The organism is Salmonella sp. 32100201201700099SM (assembly GCF_017572645.1).
GTDB lineage: Bacteria > Pseudomonadota > Gammaproteobacteria > Enterobacterales > Enterobacteriaceae > Salmonella > Salmonella enterica.
On sequence record NZ_JAGERQ010000001.1, the window covers coordinates 401,962 to 419,262 of the forward strand.

At 48.9% G+C, this 17,301-nt stretch carries 15 protein-coding genes and 3 pseudogenes; 8 read left to right on the forward strand and 10 right to left on the reverse strand.

The genetic code is table 11. The features are described 5' to 3' along the window. Nucleotides 1-147: 147 nt before the first annotated feature. Both J4685_RS02030 and ttcA read left to right on the forward strand, forming a co-directional pair. Nucleotides 148-300, forward strand: a pseudogene (locus J4685_RS02030) (tyrosine-type recombinase/integrase); the annotation flags it as partial. Between the two features lie 105 nt (nt 301-405). Beyond that, the gene (ttcA, locus tag J4685_RS02035; protein ID WP_001156210.1) at nt 406-1,341 is read left to right on the forward strand and encodes a tRNA 2-thiocytidine(32) synthetase TtcA; all 936 of its coding nucleotides are present in this window, start codon (nt 406-408) and stop codon (nt 1,339-1,341) included. A gap of 43 nt (nt 1,342-1,384) precedes the next feature. On the opposite strand, the gene dbpA is transcribed toward ttcA, so the two are convergent. The 4 genes and pseudogenes from dbpA to smrA form a co-directional block, all read right to left on the reverse strand. Next, complete coding sequence (dbpA, locus tag J4685_RS02040) at nt 1,385-2,758, reverse strand: ATP-dependent RNA helicase DbpA (RefSeq protein WP_000123679.1); 1,374 nt, start codon at nt 2,756-2,758, stop codon at nt 1,385-1,387. A gap of 486 nt (nt 2,759-3,244) precedes the next feature. Further along, the gene (gene zntB / locus J4685_RS02045) at nt 3,245-4,228 is read right to left on the reverse strand and encodes a zinc transporter ZntB (RefSeq protein WP_000387373.1); all 984 of its coding nucleotides are present in this window, start codon (nt 4,226-4,228) and stop codon (nt 3,245-3,247) included. A 145-nt stretch (nt 4,229-4,373) separates the two neighbouring features. Further along, nucleotides 4,374-5,528: pseudogene (locus tag J4685_RS02050) on the reverse strand (methyl-accepting chemotaxis protein). A 410-nt stretch (nt 5,529-5,938) separates the two neighbouring features. Beyond that, the gene (gene smrA, locus J4685_RS02055) at nt 5,939-6,502 is read right to left on the reverse strand and encodes a DNA endonuclease SmrA (protein ID WP_001046799.1); all 564 of its coding nucleotides are present in this window, start codon (nt 6,500-6,502) and stop codon (nt 5,939-5,941) included. A gap of 264 nt (nt 6,503-6,766) precedes the next feature. Here smrA and ogt point away from each other — a divergent pair, with 264 nt between their 5' ends. The 3 genes from ogt to uspE all read left to right on the forward strand — a co-directional run bounded on the left by ogt (nt 6,767) and on the right by uspE (nt 9,328). Further along, complete coding sequence (ogt, locus tag J4685_RS02060) at nt 6,767-7,282, forward strand: methylated-DNA--[protein]-cysteine S-methyltransferase (protein WP_000945038.1); 516 nt, start codon at nt 6,767-6,769, stop codon at nt 7,280-7,282. A 195-nt stretch (nt 7,283-7,477) separates the two neighbouring features. Continuing rightward, complete coding sequence (gene fnr / locus J4685_RS02065) at nt 7,478-8,230, forward strand: fumarate/nitrate reduction transcriptional regulator Fnr (protein ID WP_000611914.1); 753 nt, start codon at nt 7,478-7,480, stop codon at nt 8,228-8,230. A 150-nt stretch (nt 8,231-8,380) separates the two neighbouring features. Continuing rightward, a complete protein-coding gene (gene uspE, locus J4685_RS02070; protein ID WP_001262138.1) occupies nt 8,381-9,328 on the forward strand; it encodes a universal stress protein UspE in 948 nt (315 codons plus the stop codon). A gap of 54 nt (nt 9,329-9,382) precedes the next feature. Here the strand turns inward: uspE and J4685_RS02075 are convergent, their stop codons facing one another. Next, nucleotides 9,383-9,637, reverse strand: a complete 255-nt coding sequence (locus J4685_RS02075) for a DUF2534 family protein (RefSeq protein WP_000605645.1) — start codon at nt 9,635-9,637, stop codon at nt 9,383-9,385. A 238-nt stretch (nt 9,638-9,875) separates the two neighbouring features. On the opposite strand from J4685_RS02075, the gene J4685_RS02080 reads away from it, so the two are divergent. Then, the gene (locus J4685_RS02080) at nt 9,876-10,907 is read left to right on the forward strand and encodes a mechanosensitive ion channel family protein (RefSeq protein WP_000493674.1); all 1,032 of its coding nucleotides are present in this window, start codon (nt 9,876-9,878) and stop codon (nt 10,905-10,907) included. A gap of 85 nt (nt 10,908-10,992) precedes the next feature. Here J4685_RS02080 and J4685_RS02085 read toward each other — a convergent pair whose 3' ends face one another. Further along, nucleotides 10,993-11,595, reverse strand: a complete 603-nt coding sequence (locus J4685_RS02085; protein WP_000163361.1) for a helix-turn-helix domain-containing protein — start codon at nt 11,593-11,595, stop codon at nt 10,993-10,995. Nucleotides 11,596-11,638: 43 nt separating this feature from the next. On the opposite strand from J4685_RS02085, the gene J4685_RS02090 reads away from it, so the two are divergent. After that, on the forward strand, nt 11,639-12,325 hold the full coding sequence (locus tag J4685_RS02090; protein WP_000097264.1) for a B3/4 domain-containing protein: 687 nt from the start codon (nt 11,639-11,641) through the stop codon (nt 12,323-12,325). A gap of 27 nt (nt 12,326-12,352) precedes the next feature. Further along, on the forward strand, nt 12,353-12,691 hold the full coding sequence (locus J4685_RS02095) for an antibiotic biosynthesis monooxygenase family protein (protein ID WP_000051816.1): 339 nt from the start codon (nt 12,353-12,355) through the stop codon (nt 12,689-12,691). Between the two features lie 106 nt (nt 12,692-12,797). Here J4685_RS02095 and J4685_RS02100 read toward each other — a convergent pair whose 3' ends face one another. The 4 genes and pseudogenes from J4685_RS02100 to zirU all read right to left on the reverse strand — a co-directional run bounded on the left by J4685_RS02100 (nt 12,798) and on the right by zirU (nt 17,211). Continuing rightward, entirely contained in the window at nt 12,798-13,355 is a 558-nt protein-coding gene (locus tag J4685_RS02100) for a redoxin family protein (protein WP_001062615.1), read from the reverse strand. A 98-nt stretch (nt 13,356-13,453) separates the two neighbouring features. After that, nucleotides 13,454-14,287, reverse strand: a complete 834-nt coding sequence (gene zirS / locus J4685_RS02105; RefSeq protein ID WP_001242936.1) for a two-partner-like secretion system exoprotein ZirS — start codon at nt 14,285-14,287, stop codon at nt 13,454-13,456. Between the two features lie 20 nt (nt 14,288-14,307). Next, nucleotides 14,308-16,291 (reverse strand): annotated as a pseudogene (gene zirT, locus J4685_RS02110) (two-partner secretion translocator ZirT). A gap of 74 nt (nt 16,292-16,365) precedes the next feature. Further along, the gene (gene zirU, locus J4685_RS02115; protein ID WP_000273690.1) at nt 16,366-17,211 is read right to left on the reverse strand and encodes a two-partner-like secretion system exoprotein ZirU; all 846 of its coding nucleotides are present in this window, start codon (nt 17,209-17,211) and stop codon (nt 16,366-16,368) included. Between the last annotated feature and the right edge of the window lie 90 nt (nt 17,212-17,301).

A 17,301-nucleotide genomic window follows, 5' to 3' on the forward strand; every position in this document is an offset into this window, starting at 1 on the left:
ACCTGTCCCGGTTCACCCCACGGAACCACTTGAAACGTACCATCATCAGGACGCTGCAGCGCCTGAATTTCAGTTGAGCCCGTCACTTCTTAACGGGCCTGGCTACATGATGTATACAGTTGACAATATCCGAAGGTACTATCTCTATTAAAACGTGCTGGCATTCGTCGCCGTAATCCGTACCATACGCGACATACTTTTGCCTGCTGGCTGTTGACGGCAGGAGCGAACCCGGCATTTATCGCCAGCCAAATGGGGCATGAAACTGCGCAGATGGTGTATGAAATTTACGGTATGTAGATTGATGACATGAACGACGAACAAGTAGCGATGTTGAATGCGCGGTTATCGTAGTTGCAAAGTTTGCCCCCAATTTGCCCCATTTAGTACCAGAGAACTGAAATAATGCAAGAAATTCAAAAGAATACAAAGAAAGAGCAATACAACCTCAACAAGTTGCAAAAGCGCCTGCGCCGTAACGTTGGCGAAGCGATTGCCGATTTTAATATGATTGAAGAAGGCGATCGCATTATGGTTTGCCTTTCTGGCGGCAAAGATAGCTATACGATGCTGGAAATTTTACGTAATTTGCAGCAAAGCGCCCCGATCAATTTTTCACTGGTCGCCGTCAATCTCGATCAAAAGCAGCCAGGTTTTCCGGAGCATATCCTGCCAGCCTACCTTGAGCAGCTGGGCGTAGAATATAAAATCGTCGAAGAAAACACCTACGGCATTGTGAAAGAGAAGATTCCGGAAGGAAAAACCACCTGCTCGCTGTGCTCGCGTTTGCGTCGGGGTATCCTGTATCGTACGGCGACTGAACTGGGCGCGACCAAAATCGCCTTGGGCCACCATCGCGACGATATTCTGCAAACCCTGTTTCTGAATATGTTCTATGGCGGAAAAATGAAAGGGATGCCGCCGAAGCTGATGAGCGATGACGGCAAACATATCGTGATCCGCCCGCTGGCTTACTGCCGCGAGAAAGATATTATCCGTTTTGCTGAGGCCAAAGCCTTTCCTATCATTCCTTGTAATCTGTGCGGTTCGCAACCCAACCTGCAACGCCAGGTGATTGCCGACATGCTACGCGACTGGGATAAGCGCTATCCTGGACGGATCGAGACGATGTTTAGCGCCATGCAGAATGTCGTGCCGTCTCACCTTTGTGACACTAACTTGTTCGATTTCAAAGGGATCACTCACGGTTCCGAGGTCGTCGACGGCGGCGATTTAGCGTTCGATCGTGAAGAGATTCCATTGCAGCCCGCTGGCTGGCAGCCGGAAGAAGATGACACCTCCTTAGAGGCGTTGCGGCTTGATGTTATCGAAGTGAAATAATCTGCAGGCGTCTCAGCACTCCGCTGAGACGCCATACTATCGATCATTTTAATAGCCGTACCCGGCATGACTTGCCTTTGATCTTCCCGTTTTGCAACTGCTTCCAGGCTTTTTGCGCTACTGCTTGACGTACGGCGACGTAAACGTGCATTGGATGCACGTTAATTTTGCCGATATCCGCCCCGTCTAATCCAATATCGCCGGTCAGCGCGCCCAAAATATCTCCCGGACGCATTTTCGCTTTTTTGCCGCCGTCAATGCATAGGGTAGCCATCTCTGCGGCCAGAGGGAGTAACGGCTGCCGGGCGGGCGCATTCAGCCAGTTCAGCTTGAGTTGCAGCATTTCTGAAAGAATATTCGCCCGCTGCGCCTCTTCCGGCGCGCAGAAACTGATCGCCAGGCCGCTGCTTCCCGCGCGCGCCGTACGGCCAATACGGTGGACATGCACCTCCGGGTCCCAGGCCAGTTCATAGTTAACCACCAGTTCGAGCGATTTAATGTCTAATCCTCGCGCGGCAACGTCGGTGGCAACCAGAATGCGCGCACTACCATTTGCAAAACGCACCAACGTCTGGTCGCGGTCGCGTTGTTCCAGATCGCCGTGGAGCGCCAACGCGCTTTGTCCCACCGCATTAAGCGCATCACAAACGGCCTGACAATCTTTTTTGGTATTGCAAAACACCACGCAGGACGCTGGCTGATGCTGGCTAAGCAACGTTTGTAGCAGCGAAATTTTTTCATGCGCAGACGTTTCGAAGAACTGTTGTTCGATAGCCGGTAGCGCATCTACCGTATCGATTTCAATACGTATTGGCTGCTGCTGTACACGGCCGCTAATCGCCGCAATGGCCTCAGGCCAGGTTGCTGAAAACAATAACGTCTGGCGCGTCGCAGGCGCAAAGCGGATCACCTCATCAATGGCGTCACTGAATCCCATGTCCAGCATTCGGTCTGCTTCATCCATTACCAGAATATGCAGCGCATCCAGCGATACGGTTTCTTTTTGTAAATGATCCAGCTGGCGCCCCGGCGTCGCGACAATGATATGCGGAGCGTGCTGAAGCGAGTCGCGCTGTGCGCCAAAGGGCTGCCCGCCACACAAGGTCAGAATTTTGGTATTTGGCAGAAAACGGGCCAGGCGACGTAACTCTCCGGCAACCTGATCCGCCAGCTCCCGCGTCGGACACAGCACTAACGCCTGTGTCTGGAACAGACTGACGTCAATTCGATGCAAGAGCCCAAGACCAAACGCCGCCGTTTTGCCGCTACCGGTCCTGGCCTGCACACGCACATCATTTCCCGCCAGAATGACGGGTAATGCCGCGGCCTGAACAGGCGTCATCTCAAGATAGCCCAGCTCAGTAAGGTTATTGAGCTGGGCGGCGGGCAAAACATTCAGGGTTGAAAAAGCGGTCACAATTTACTCTCGCGGTAACGACTCATAGTCAGCAGGCGCGTATCCTCGCAGATCCGGGCGTTTGATGCGACATTTTAATCGGTTCTTCGTCCGGCGGCGGGTCGGGCATCGGCTGAGGACGGGGAAGCGGCTCAGGAATGGGAACAGGGTCAGTCGGAACCGGGTCCGACAAGGACGAGTGTAGATATAATAAGGTCAAAAGACAGCTCATATTACCCTCCAGAATGTCAATCAGACTCTTAAAGGGTAGACGCTGATATCCTACAGGCAAAAAAAAGCCGACTAATCTAAGTCGGCGTCGTACGAATCAATTGTGCTATGCAGTAATTCAAAAAAGGAAGTAAGACAATATGGAGCGCAACGCCCATCGCTTGACGTTGCATTCACCTGCGAGAGAGATATTGCCCCGAATAGGTAGATGGTTTATTGACTTCGCTCAAATTTCTCGGCGTTTTTTCATACGAAATGGTCTGAAAAGCGCTTTTGTTACAACCATTTACTGCGATGCAACCATAAAGTAACACCACCGATCAGGACAACTAACAGAATACAAAACAGAGAAAAGCCGAACCGCCATCCGCCGCCAGGAATACCGCCCAGGTTAACGCCAAATAACCCTGTTAAAAAGGTGCTGGGCAGAAAAACCATCGCCATAAGCGACATGGTATAAGTTCTGCGCGCCAGAGACTCCTGCATCACCTGGGCAATTTCATCCGCCATGATGCCAGTACGCGCGATACAAGCGTCAATTTCATCCAGCCCCCTTCCCAGCCTGTCGGCGATATCCTGCATTCTGCGCCGATGATCGTCGCTCATCCACGGCAGCCGTTCACTCGCAAGCCGGGCATAGACGTCGCGCTGCGGCGCCATATAGCGGCGCATAACAATTAGCTGTTTACGTAGCAATGCGAGGAAACCGCGCGGTGGGATTTGCTGGTCGAGAAGATTATCTTCCAGATCGATAATTTTATCGTGTAGCTCTTCAATAAATTCACTGGCGTGATCGGTTAACGCATCGCACACATCCACTAACCAGCCGCCGCAATCTACGGGCCCGGTGCCCTCCTGCAAATCACTGACCACATCGTCCAGCGCCAGAACCTTTCGCTGACGGGTAGACACAATGAATCGCTCGTCCATATATAAACGCATTGCTACTAATTGATCCGGGCGTTCGTCAGTACTGCCATTAATACAGCGCAGCGTAATGAGCGTCCCTTCCCCCATACGACTTACGCGCGGGCGCGAGCTTTCACCAGCCAGCGCATCACGCACGTTATTGGGGAGTAAAGGCGTTGAAGCTAACCAGCGGGCGCTGTCCGGGTGGGTATAATTAAGATGTAGCCAACAGGGATGCTGACTATCGATCACATCATTATCTTCGAGCGGTTTTACTCCACCACGACCATCCAGTAGCCATGCGAAAACGGCATCCGGCACGTTCACATCTGATCCCTTAATGGCTTCCACAGCGCCTCCACGTTACAACTCTCATGCCGTTAGTCTAGCTTTCGGGAAAGGTTAAGCAATCTCTCATTTTCTCATTGCGCAAAAAGAATGACGGGAACGTGAGAAAAAAGCGCCTTAGCAACAGGCGCTTACCAAACATGTATTATCAGGCCTGGCCGCGCCTGGTGATGGTCGAAAGAGGTGATACATGAGAGCGCAACAGCGCATGTTCACTGTAACCCGGCTGGCTTAAACGAAATTTGTCGGTTTTAGTCTGTAACTCGATCACCTGCGCCTTTAAAACATCCGAAGAAGCAGATAACGCTTCAACCATTAAGACATTGCTATGGGTTGCGCTTTCCAGATCGTTCAACGCCAGGGTTATCTGGTTAATGCCTTTTTCCTGCTCCCGCGTGGTGGTAGAAATTTCACTCATCAGCACGTTTAATTGCCCGGAGCCGCCAACAATCTCCTGCATATTTTTTTCAGCCTCCTGCACTATGGCGGCCCCCTGCCGCACATTGTCATGCGTAACGTCGCTCAGCGCCTTGATATTTTTTGCCGCCTCGGCGCTACGATGCGCCAGATTACGCACTTCCCCGGCCACCACGGAGAAACCTTTTCCATGATCGCCCGCCCGCGCAGCCTCTACTGCCGCGTTAAGCGCCAGAATATTAGTCTGGAATGCGATACCGTCAATCAATGAAATAATCTCCGTCATCTGCGAGGCACAGTCGGTAATAGAACGCATATTTTCTGTAACCCGCACCATTAACTCACCGCCTTTACGGGCGCATTGGGTTGCACAATCCGCCTGTATGCTCGCCATTCGGGTATTATCCGCATTGTTTTTGGTACTCGCCGCCATTTCATCCATACTGGCGGCAGTCTGAATTAGCGAGGCCGACTACTGTTCCGTCTTTACGGATAGCGACAGACTGCGCGCCGCCAGTTGTTCGGAAAGGGTCATTGCCGTTTGCGAAGAGGATCTGATTTCACGTACCAGCGCGGAAATATTCTCCGACAGGCTATTAATACCGGGGATGAGTCGCCCGGCGCAATTATTGCCAAATTCGGAGATATGAATAGACAAGCTTCCTGCTGCGACCTCTTCAATACTTTTCTTCACGGTATTAATCGGCACTACCAGATAGCAGGTCATATACCACCAAAGCAGTAATGCCGAGATCAGATAAATGATATTACACGTAATTAAAATAGGGAGATCGTGCAGAAAAGCTATTTGTAAAGTATCCACCAAAAGAAACGCACATACCATGAATAGAATAATGCATGTCCTGACGCTGATATTTCTCAACATTTTTGACGGCCTACAACCAGGATAGGAGACAGGTTTTATTTTTATAGCATTTCAGATACCTATTGCCATTCGTTTCTTTGACATTCTCCATATTCAATACCAGACCATCGCCATTTCCCTTAGTGCAACAGATAAAATCACCTATATTCGCTATGCCAGGATATTCATCCATCCATATTGACAACTGATGTACTTATCACCATTTTCTGCTTAATAGTTAAGTCGAAAGCCAGTATATTTTAATAGACGCTTAAATAAGCGAATGACTGTTTCTCCGTGTTATTACCGTGGACAGCGTTATCGCCCGTTCTCTTGCAGAATCCTGAGCGTTTGGATGAGGCGTTATATCAGGCATAAAATCGGGTTCGTGCGAGCTTGCGCTGGCGGTCCTGTCCGCCAGCGGCAACGATTTACCGACTACGCTTCGCATGGCGCTCCCAGTTATCCTGTTTAGCCTGCACTGTTTTACGTAAAGCGACATAACATGCCCCGCCGCCGCCATGGTGCGGCAGCGCCGAACAATAAGCCTGTACATCCTCAAACTCTGTCAACCAGCGGGCCACATAGCTTCGGACGATATTGGCATGCGACTTCGCCTCTCGCCCTTTACCATGAATGATCAGGACATTACGCAACCCCTCTTTCTGCGCCTCCAGGATAAAACGAAACAGCATTTTTCGGCACGTTTCGACCGGTTGGCGTAACAAATTGAGGCTGGCCTGCTGAGGGTATTTCCCACTGCGTAACTTGTCGATGACACCCTGCTGCAATCCTTCCCGACGAAATTCCAGCGGTTCATTCAGCGGCAGAATATCCAGAAAGCCCGTCGTCAGGAAATTATCAAGCTGAAGCGTGTCGATACGCTGGGGCGTTTTAAGATTACGCGTTGGCTGCCAGTGTACATCAGTATGGCGTTTCAGCGGCTGGACATCCTCCATGGCGTCAAGAAACAGCGCTTTATCGTCAAGGTTCATGGTTCATGGTTCATCCTCCAGCGTTTTTGCGACTGCCGTTATCATAACCGTGCCCTGTTATACCGACAACGGTTTACAGTTATTTCCAATAACAGCGACAATGTAAGGCAATTAACCGCCTCGCCAGGCTCCCTTTTTCTCCGCCAACGATATTACTGGCGCTAAATGTGTTATCCCTGACTATCTTTTAAGGAGTATGGTTGCGGGTATTCCTGGCATGGTATCTTGTCTCTTACGTTAGATTAAGACGATGTGAGAGAACGGATGCTGAGATTACTTGAAGAGAAGATAGCCACGCCATTAGGCCCGTTATGGGTGGTTTGCGATGAGCAGTTTCGACTGCGGGCCATTGAGTGGGAACAGTACCGCGATCGTATGGAGCAACTGCTAAATATCCACTACCGTCACGAAGGCTATGAACGCGTTTCTGCGACTAACCCCGGTGGACTCAGCGATAAGCTTGCAGATTATTTTGCAGGCAATCTCGCCGTAATTGGTACCCTGGAAACCGCCACGGGGGGCACACCTTTTCAACGGGAAGTATGGCAGGCGTTGCGCGCTATCCCCTGCGGGCAGGTGATGCACTATGGCCAACTGGCGGCGCAACTGGGACGACCGGGCGCCGCACGCGCAGTGGGTGCTGCGAATGGCGCTAACCCCATCAGTATTGTTGTTCCCTGCCATCGCGTCATCGGGCGTAACGGCACTCTGACCGGATACGCAGGCGGCGTGCAGCGAAAAGAGTGGCTATTACGCCATGAAGGCTATCTTTTATTATGAATATACAGGCAAAAAGTGCCTTATCGGTCACACTTTTATGTAAAGCAACAACAAATAAATTACGTATTTTCAAATAGATAAAAATATTCATCAAACTTATACTTGAATTATTCCTTCTCCGGGATAGCTCAGACTTACGCGCTCACCAAAAAGATGTTAAAATTGACAAATATCAATTACGGCTTGAGCAGACCTATGATCCCGGAAAAGCGAATTATACGGCGCATTCAGTCTGGCGGTTGTGCTATCCATTGCCAGGATTGCAGTATCAGCCAGCTTTGCATCCCGTTCACACTTAACGAGCATGAGCTTGATCAGCTTGATAATATCATCGAGCGCAAAAAGCCCATTCAGAAAGGGCAAACTCTGTTTAAAGCAGGTGATGAACTGAAATCGCTCTATGCTATCCGCTCCGGAACGATTAAGAGCTACACCATTACCGAGCAAGGCGATGAGCAGATTACTGGATTCCATTTAGCAGGCGACCTGGTGGGTTTTGACGCCATTGGCAGCGGTCATCATCCGAGCTTTGCACAGGCGCTGGAAACCTCAATGGTATGTGAAATCCCCTTTGAGACGCTGGATGACCTGTCCGGCAAAATGCCTAACCTGCGTCAGCAAATGATGCGTCTGATGAGCGGTGAAATTAAAGGCGATCAGGATATGATCCTGTTATTGTCGAAGAAAAACGCCGAAGAACGTCTGGCCGCGTTTATTTACAACCTGTCCCGCCGCTTTGCGCAGCGTGGTTTTTCACCGCGTGAATTCCGCCTGACGATGACCCGTGGCGATATCGGCAACTATCTTGGCTTAACGGTCGAAACCATTAGCCGTCTGCTGGGGCGTTTCCAGAAAAGCGGCATGCTGGCGGTGAAAGGTAAGTATATTACTATTGAAAACAGCGATGCGCTGGCGGCCCTCGCCGGTCATACCCGCAACGTCGCTTAAACGTCAGCTAAACCATTGATGTTATCTTCTGCCATATCGTTAAATTTTTCTCATTTATTGATCTGGCAGAAGCGCTTCCTCTGTTTCATTCACCATATTTGAGTTACTCTTTAGTTACAAGCTGCGATGACAGTTGTAAGGAGACCCTGTATGGCTATGTATCAAAATATGCTGGTGGTCATCGATCCCAATCAGGACGACCAACCCGCATTACGGCGAGCAGTTTATTTGCATCAACGGATTGGCGGCAAAATTAAAGCTTTCCTGCCTATTTACGATTTCTCGTATGAGATGACCACCCTGCTTTCTCCTGACGAACGCACCGCAATGCGTCAGGGCGTAATAAGTCAACGCACAGCCTGGATACGTGAGCAGGCGAAATATTATCTTGAAGCCGGTGTCCCCATTGAAATTAAAGTGGTCTGGCACAATCGTCCCTTTGAGGCCATCATCCAGGAGGTGATTGCCGGCAGTCACGATCTGGTATTGAAAATGGCGCATCAGCACGATCGACTGGAAGCGGTCATTTTTACCCCTACCGACTGGCATTTGCTGCGTAAATGCCCAAGCCCCGTGTGGATGGTCAAAGATCAGCCGTGGCCAGAGGGCGGCAAAGCCCTGGTCGCCGTGAACCTGGCAAGCGAAGAGCCCTATCACAATGCTCTCAACGAAAAACTGGTAAAAGAGACCTTACAATTGGCGGAGCAGGTTAATCATACCGAAGTGCACCTTGTCGGCGCCTACCCCGTTACGCCAATCAATATCGCCATTGAGCTGCCGGAATTTGATCCCAGCGTGTATAACGACGCCATCAGAGGCCAGCATTTACTGGCGATGAAAGCGCTGCGCCAGAAGTTCAGCATCGATGAAAAAGTTACGCATGTAGAAAAAGGCTTGCCGGAAGAAGTTATCCCGGATCTTGCCGAACATCTCCAGGCGGGGATCGTTGTGCTTGGCACCGTTGGACGTACCGGACTCTCGGCCGCGTTTCTGGGGAACACGGCCGAACAGGTCATTGACCATCTGCGCTGCGACCTGTTAGTCATTAAGCCTGATGAGTATCAGACACCGGTGGAACTGGACGACGAGGACGATTAATCCCTCTTGCGTCCTGCCGGATGGCGCTGCCATCCGGCCAATACCCTATTCCTGTTACTCATCTCCGCCGAGGAAATAGATCCCCAAAGGAATCGCCAGCAGAATAGTGAACACCAGACTGTAAACGAAAATCATTGCCGACTGAATGGCATACATAGAGCTTGTCCACTCGGACAGTGGAATATGATATTGCTCAATCACACCGCCGATAGTCGCGCGCGTTACCACCGATGCCGCAACGATAAACACTGCCAGCAGGCATAACAGAAATTTTTTCCCCTTCGCCGATTTCAGCTTCATCATGATCATAGTATTGTCCTTTACAGATGACTTTGTTACCTGATAGCAACAATACCATGACAATCACGCGATGTCTGCTCTATAAAACGTGACATTATATTTACATAAAAAGTAAACCGCTGAGATTAAAGCTGATAGCACTATTTCTTCTTTTTACTTATCGATGATCTACGCGTTTATCCTGGGTAAAATACCTGTTAATCAGGTCATTCTGAGCTGTTATCGTAGGAAGGAGCGGAAAACAATAATGTTCACTGAATTTTTTCTCAAAAACGCATTTAATCTGGCGATACTTTTCAGTTGCGGCATGGCGTTGCTGGTCGTGAGATTTTGGCTCAGCCGTAACGTACAGTGGAAGAAAGGATTCACGTTCCATGCGGCACAGTTTTTTATTTACGCGATTATTATTGGGACCATCGGGAGCATCCTGAATAATGCTATTGGAGATTATAACTTGCGTTTTATCTCTTCCGGAGTCATTGATTTTATCTGCACCTCGCTCATTGCGCTTATTCTGACGATAAAACTTTTCCTGATTATTAACCAATTTGAAAAAGCACAAGTCAATAAAGGTAGAGATGTCACTAGTACCCGTATTCTGGCACGGGTCATAAAAATAACCATTATTGTCGCGATTGTCTTACTGTATGGCGAACATTTTGGCATGAGTCTGTCCGGTCTGCTGACCTTTGGCGGTATCGGCGGTATCGCTGTTGGTATGGCGGGCAAAGATGTCCTGAGCAATTTTTTCTCCGGTATTATGCTCTATTTCGATCGCCCCTTCAGTATCGGAGACTGGATTCGTTCTCCTGACAGAAATATCGAAGGTACGGTCGCCGAAATCGGCTGGCGAATTACACGAATTAACACATTCGACCACCGCCCGTTGTACGTGCCTAATTCCGTCTTTTCATCCATTAGCGTTGAGAATCCGGGACGGATGACCAACCGTCGAATAAAAACGGTTATTGGATTACGTTACGAAGATGCCGACAAAATTGGCCTCATTGTTGACGCTATCAGAAACATGCTGCAGGCGCACAGCGATATCGATCAGAAACAGACGCTGTTGGTCTATTTTAATGAATTCGCCGACTCTTCGCTGAATATTATGGTGTATTGCTTTACCAAAACAACAGTATGGCAGGAATGGCTTGCCGTACAGCAGGATGTTTACCTGAAAATTATTGCGATTGTCCAGGAAAACGGCGCTGACTTCGCCTTCCCAAGCCAGACGCTCTATATCGATGACCCGGAGGCCGCGCCTGCGATAAAATAAAAGATAGCCGGTGCCCGATAACGCTTATCGGGCACCGAGGCTTCCCTGTCCGAATGACGGGTTGTTAGCGCCTTCCTCACGGTGATCAACGGCTCTTTTCATTCACCGTCATGGTAAATTCAAGCACCTCATTAGTGTCGTTAACGTAGACATGAGGCATGTCGGTTCTGGCTACAGCGGAGCAGCCCTCCCGAATAATAAAGCGTCTACCGTCGACTGTTAATGTCAGTGTTCCCTGATTAACAAACAGTAATTCACAGGTGTCTGCCGGATGCCCTGCCGATTCAAACTGTTCACCAGGATGCATTATCCATTGCCAGAGTTCCAGCATATCCGGCCCGCTGGTTCCCGCCATCAGTTTTGCGCTGCCGCCTTTCTCGCCGCGCCACAACACCGGAATAGCATCCCGGTCGATAAGATGGACCATCGGCTCGCTGGCGACGTTGACAAAATCCGCCACGGACACTCCCATTGCCGCCGCGATCTTACATAACAGCGCAATGCTTGGATTGGCTTTACAGCCTTCAATTTCCACCAGCATTCCTTTACTGACGCCGGAACGCCGCGCAAGCTCATCCAGCGACATCTTTTTTTGGCTACGAAATTGTTTGATACGTTGGGAAACAGCTTCATTTATCGTGCTGACGTCGGCGCCCGCCGCGGTCGATAAGTTGACTTTTTTGGTCATTGGTCGATATCATAGAAGAAAATAGTCATTACAGGATTATGCGATGTCTTCTATGTTACCGTCAATCAGCCCGGAACTGGCCCGTATCGCTCCCGGCTTTCGTGCATTAAGTATTAATGTTATTGCCGCTCCGGTTCGCGATGCGCAAGTCGGAGAAATCGCGCTAAAAGAGGCCTGTCAGGCCGTAATTAACGGCCAACCGGCGTGGGCACAGGCGCATATAGACGCCTGGAATGCGGTGTTTAAAGCATTCGGCGCAAAACCAAAGCGCACCCCCTGCTCGGCTGAAGCGCTACGAAAACGCGTGTTGAAGGATGGAACAATGGCGGCGCTGGACCCGGTCGTTGATCTTTATAACGCCGTGAGCCTGCGCTATGCCGTACCGGTAGGCGGCGAAAATAGCGCGGCTTATCGTGGATCGCCGCGGCTGGTTTTCGCAGACGGTAGTGAAACATTTGATACTCTGAAAGAAGGACAACCCGTCACCGAGTCGCCAGAACCAGGCGAAGTTATCTGGCGCGATGACAGAGGCGTCACCTGTCGGCGCTGGAACTGGCGTCAGGGAGTACGTACCCGACTAAGCGCTTCAGATAAAATGATGTGGTTTATCCTTGAAAGCTTGCCGGAAATGCCGGTTGATGAATTGTACGCGGCAGGAAACATGCTGACTGACGGCCTTGAAAAAATGATGCCAGGTTTACGTTTTGAATCCACGTTGATGGGTGTTTGATTGATATTGCGTAACAGGAGAAATACCATGTCGCTGTTTCTGACAAGTTTTATTTTCGAAAAAAAAGAGTACGACGAAGAATTTTATCAACTGGATGGCTGGATTGAGCGCTATACACAGACTATTGATGGCTATATTGGGATGGAAAGCTATACCGATGCCGCCAGCGGAAGAATGGTTAATAATTATTACTGGCAGACCCGCGAATCAATGGAGCTATTGATAAATAATTTACAGCACCAGCAGGCCAAATCACAAAGTCATAAGTGGCTTTCCGGTTACCAGACGATTATTGCAGAAATTCAGGGGTGCCATAACGTTAACCTGCCCCATCCGCTGGCATCATTTTCAGTTCCTTATGCGTGATGCAATAGTATATGCGTTAAATGTGGGGGCACTACAGGAGGATGCCTGCGCCCCTGCATTGCCGGTTATTCGGTTCTCTGTGCAGGAGCGGTGCTGATATAAGTGATTAGTAAACAGGAAGATGAGTGATATCTCGTGGTACACTAACATGCGTAACCACATTGTTTTCATCGCACTCTATCAACGCTCTGGCAAAAATACTGAGCTCATTAATTTTCAGTCCGGAATTATCCAAAAACTGGCGGCAAGCGTAGTCAGAAACAAATATTATGCCGGGATGAATATCATGTTCCCGAATAAAACGGGCCTGAGCAAATGGCGTATCCATACTCAACACATATACCGCCCGGTTTGAGTGGCTACCCGCTGATTTAAGGCGGTCACTATATTCTTTTACCTGCCATTCACAAACCGGCGTATCCAGTGACGGGACGACAATAATCCGCTTTTTTATCCCCGGGATACAGTAACCCGGTAATAAATTATGGCTCACCAGCCCCTTTGTGCAGGGTAATGGTTCGCCTTCAGCCAGTATACCGGGTTTGAGGGTCAGTTGCGTTTTGCCAAAGGTCACAGCGTGTTCCTGACCCAATGAGATATAATCTTGTGTTGTTGTTGGCGTCATAAAAACTTCTCCTTTTAACATTTGTATTATTTTAGCCATAATAATTATTTAGCAATCCGCTAAAAAACCAGGTGAACATCCATAATAAGATGATGGTGATAAAAAGAATTATATTAGCCATAATGATTAATATAGTTTTATAGTCTTCCTCTGATGGAAATTTGTTTACTGAACAAATGCCCTGCATATTCAAAAGATATGTCAATACGTTCGTTACTATGTCCACGATAGGTTATAACTTGTGTATATTTACCTGGCATATTTTCTTTCTTAAGAGGGCCATAATCCCATAAGCCTTTTGAATTTTCATACGCTACCATCTTACTAATGAAAACTTCATTTACAGGATTTCCGTCGATATCCTTAACAATAGTTGTGATGGTGGCACTTTCACCCGGCGATAATACAGGTTTATCTATACTCATAACTGTTAAATCTCGGCTTGGCGTATTAGATATAGTTTCTGTTTCAATATACTGAAATTCAGATACCGATGGCACAGGCGTGTACCCTGACGCTGAAGCCATATCCGTTTCATTATAAATTTCTAGTTTAATCTTTGAACCCCGATGTTCCTTTTGGATATTAAATTTATGTTCACATGGCTTTTCACGTTTAAGTATATGCTGAGAATTATCTTTATTGATCTGATAATACGTACATACTGTAGTAAAAGTTTCCGCAGACTGATAGTTATTATCCGGATCTCTGATGCCTACATTTCTGGCATTCCTCGCAATAGTCATTCCCGGAAAAGGTGTATACTTTTCAATAGAAAAGCCAAGTCCATTAAACTGCAATTCGTAGGTATCACGAGGTGTTCCAGGCCTGTGCCCAACGCTCGGCGCCGTAGGTGGAGAAAACATCCCGACGGTTGCCGCGGACGTTGTCGACGAATCCGCCAAGACGCTTATCGGCACAGCCGCCAGAAGCAGGCTATAGATAATAAGATTATGTTTCGACATACGCACTGTTGATCCTTTTTAAAACATTAATTCGCATCAGAGGTTGCGGTATTACTCTTAGCATTTTCCTTATCAGAAATAATTCTGACGCGGATATATTTATTCTGAAGCGATTCCCCATTAAGACTATAAGGAAGAAGCCAGGTGGCTTTTGTCGCCCCCGGTACGGATTGCCAGGATTTCATTTCATCCGAGATTTCCCACTGATAATTAAATGCATCAGTACAGTCCGTGTTATTTACACAAAGCGTTCTGGCTCGCATTTCTGTTCCGACGACTGGCGCAGTAACGCTTCCGTTGGCTTCTTCAGTACCCGGCGTAAAAAGCACCTCCACAGAAGTGACCTTCTGCGCAATACTGTCTGACTGCGCTTGTAGTAGTACGGTCCCCTTCACCGGATGTTTATCGTCTGGTCCGCTTGCTTCAATATGTAATTTGAGCGAGCGGGCATCATCGCCGATATGGGTCACCAGAACCCGTTCAACCCAATGGCCGTCACGCTCTGTACCACCGAGCGCTTTAAATGCCAGACCCGGCATATCTGATTGATACTTAATATGACGTGGTTTGAGCGACGCCCACTCCTCTTCAGAACGCTCGCGCACGTAGTGCCACTCAATAACCTTCCCCTCTTCTCCGGCAGGAAGCGGCGTACTGATAACAAAGTTGCCGTCCTCAACCTGAACATCGTCATTGATAACATTTATCCATGAACGGAAACTGGTCTCATCCTGTGTCACCCTTACCGGGATACGCTCGGAGGTCACACGAGTACCCCGGCTGTCAGTCACCGTTAAATAAAGGCTATACTCCTGACCGTCGGTCGCCGTCAGCGGAAGTTGTGGAAGGATAAGGCCGCTGCCCAGACTTCCCTGAAGCTGGAGTCCGGCGAGAAGCTCCGCATCACCCGACCACTCAACCTTCTCAATCGGGTAACGGCTATCTACCGTCGCCATTAATGTCACCAGCGTCCCGGACAGGCCTGACACCGGCATTGCCGTAATGCGGATTTTACTGGCCTGCTCCCGATACGCCATGACGATATCGTAATTACGATCGACAAAGGCACGCCGGTTAGTCGTATTCGACGGCGCCCCAACGTTGCGGTAATCAAGCTGTTCATGTAACGGCGTACCGAAGGAATAGTTGACTCTCAGACCGCCCTCTGCCTGCGAGCCGCCGTTACCGGCGTCCCGATATCCTGCTCTGACCTCAAGTAAGGGGACGGGATTCCAGACCAGAGCCGCACCTGCGGCGCGGGGATTCCGGCTTAATGTACCGTTACCCAATAGATCAACTTTAATCCCCGTAATACTGTTCATATGTGAGCTCGCCACTGAACCAGGGAAAATCGGGCAGCGTGCCTTTTGTTCGCAGATCAAAGCCATATGCCGGACGCTCATCATGTAATTCATGCGCTGCTGACGTTTTCCAGCCGGTGAGAGGGAAATAATAGTTGCCGGAAAAGGCCAGACTGTCTTTATAAACTTCCCCGCCAATGCCGCCACGTAAGTGGGAATAACGGATGTCGGCATCCAGAAACGTATTGACGCCGAGCAGCCATCCATTGACCTCCTGGCGGTAACCCATACCAACGTTAACATAGGTGCGGCCATCGAAACTGCTGCTGTCGTGGTCGCGAAAGCCAAGCTGGCCAAAGAGTAAAGACGATGTCGTTTCCTCGACGGGAATAAACATATCGAACTCTGATGAGCGATATTTCGCGCCATCTTCAAGATTGACGCCACCACGGAAAATAATCTCCGGAAAAGCGCTCTTCATCCCCTCGTTCACCAGATGATTAGCGGCTTGCCCTAGTAATGCCTTTATTTTTCCTTTGGCATAATCCTCCAGCGTCCCCTCCTGCAGATGCGGAGAAATAGACGATGCCGTCCCTGCAATCCATGACTGAATTTCATTATCGCTATCAGCAATGACCGGCAGTGGAATCTGACTGGTAACAATGGCCCAGGTTATATATTTAGTAATGGGTTTTTTAGAAAAAACCACTTTATTGTCTCCTGCTATATCCCCCTGCCTGGCAGAGGGAGTATTTAAATAAGATGTTTATTTGGCGATAACCATCAGCGACGGATAGCGCGTTTATTCTCCGGCGTGGCTTTCGTCGTTTTAGGCGTAACGTGGACACGGAACAGTTTATTCTGCTCAGTTCCCTTAATAATATATTTATGTTTTTCAGCGTTGGTATTATTCAGATCGGTGAACTTATCTGGTGTCCCGGCATCCGCCATCTGCCAGGTAAAGTTATAATTACTGACCTCACACTCAGCCGCCGCTGTGGCGGCACATTCCAGTACCGCTTCAAGGGTGCCGCCTACTACTGGAGTGTTGGCGTCATTGGTACCGTTGAGTTCATCAGTCGGTTTACCACTTTCATTCACCACATTGATAGTGACAGAACGTAGCTTATTAGAAATCGTACCGTCTGCGGCGGAGTCGCCGCCCACCCCAGAAGATGCAGAAGTTAATAAGACAGTGGCTGGTAAGAATGCACTATCCGGCGTCCCCGTTGCCGTCTTAATTCGGTAAACGATTTTAATTTTTTTACCGCCTGCATCAGCAGGAATGGTAAAAGCCGTCCCGGTTGCCGCCGGGGTTCCAGAAGGATCGGCGGCCTCATTATCCACCAGATACCATTTAATATCGTCGGCATTATTCATTTTATCTAGCGATAAGGGATCCCCATCCTTATCCTCAATAAAAACATCCGCTATCTGGAGGGTTGAACCGGTCGTCAGTTCCCCAGACACTTCTATCTTTTTTGCATTAGTAGTTGCCACAGGACGGTGACCAACAGAAGCAGGTGTAGCAGAAGAAGCCATATCATTGGCTCTGGTATTCGCCACCGTCTCTACTGAGACCACGGATGCACAAATTGCTAACGCTAATAAAGATCTTTTGAAGTACAAAACAATTCCCTTTTATTAAATCATTAGAAATAATTATGAGATTTATAATCTCACGGGCTAAAAATTCAGGATTATTCAATCATTTTAACC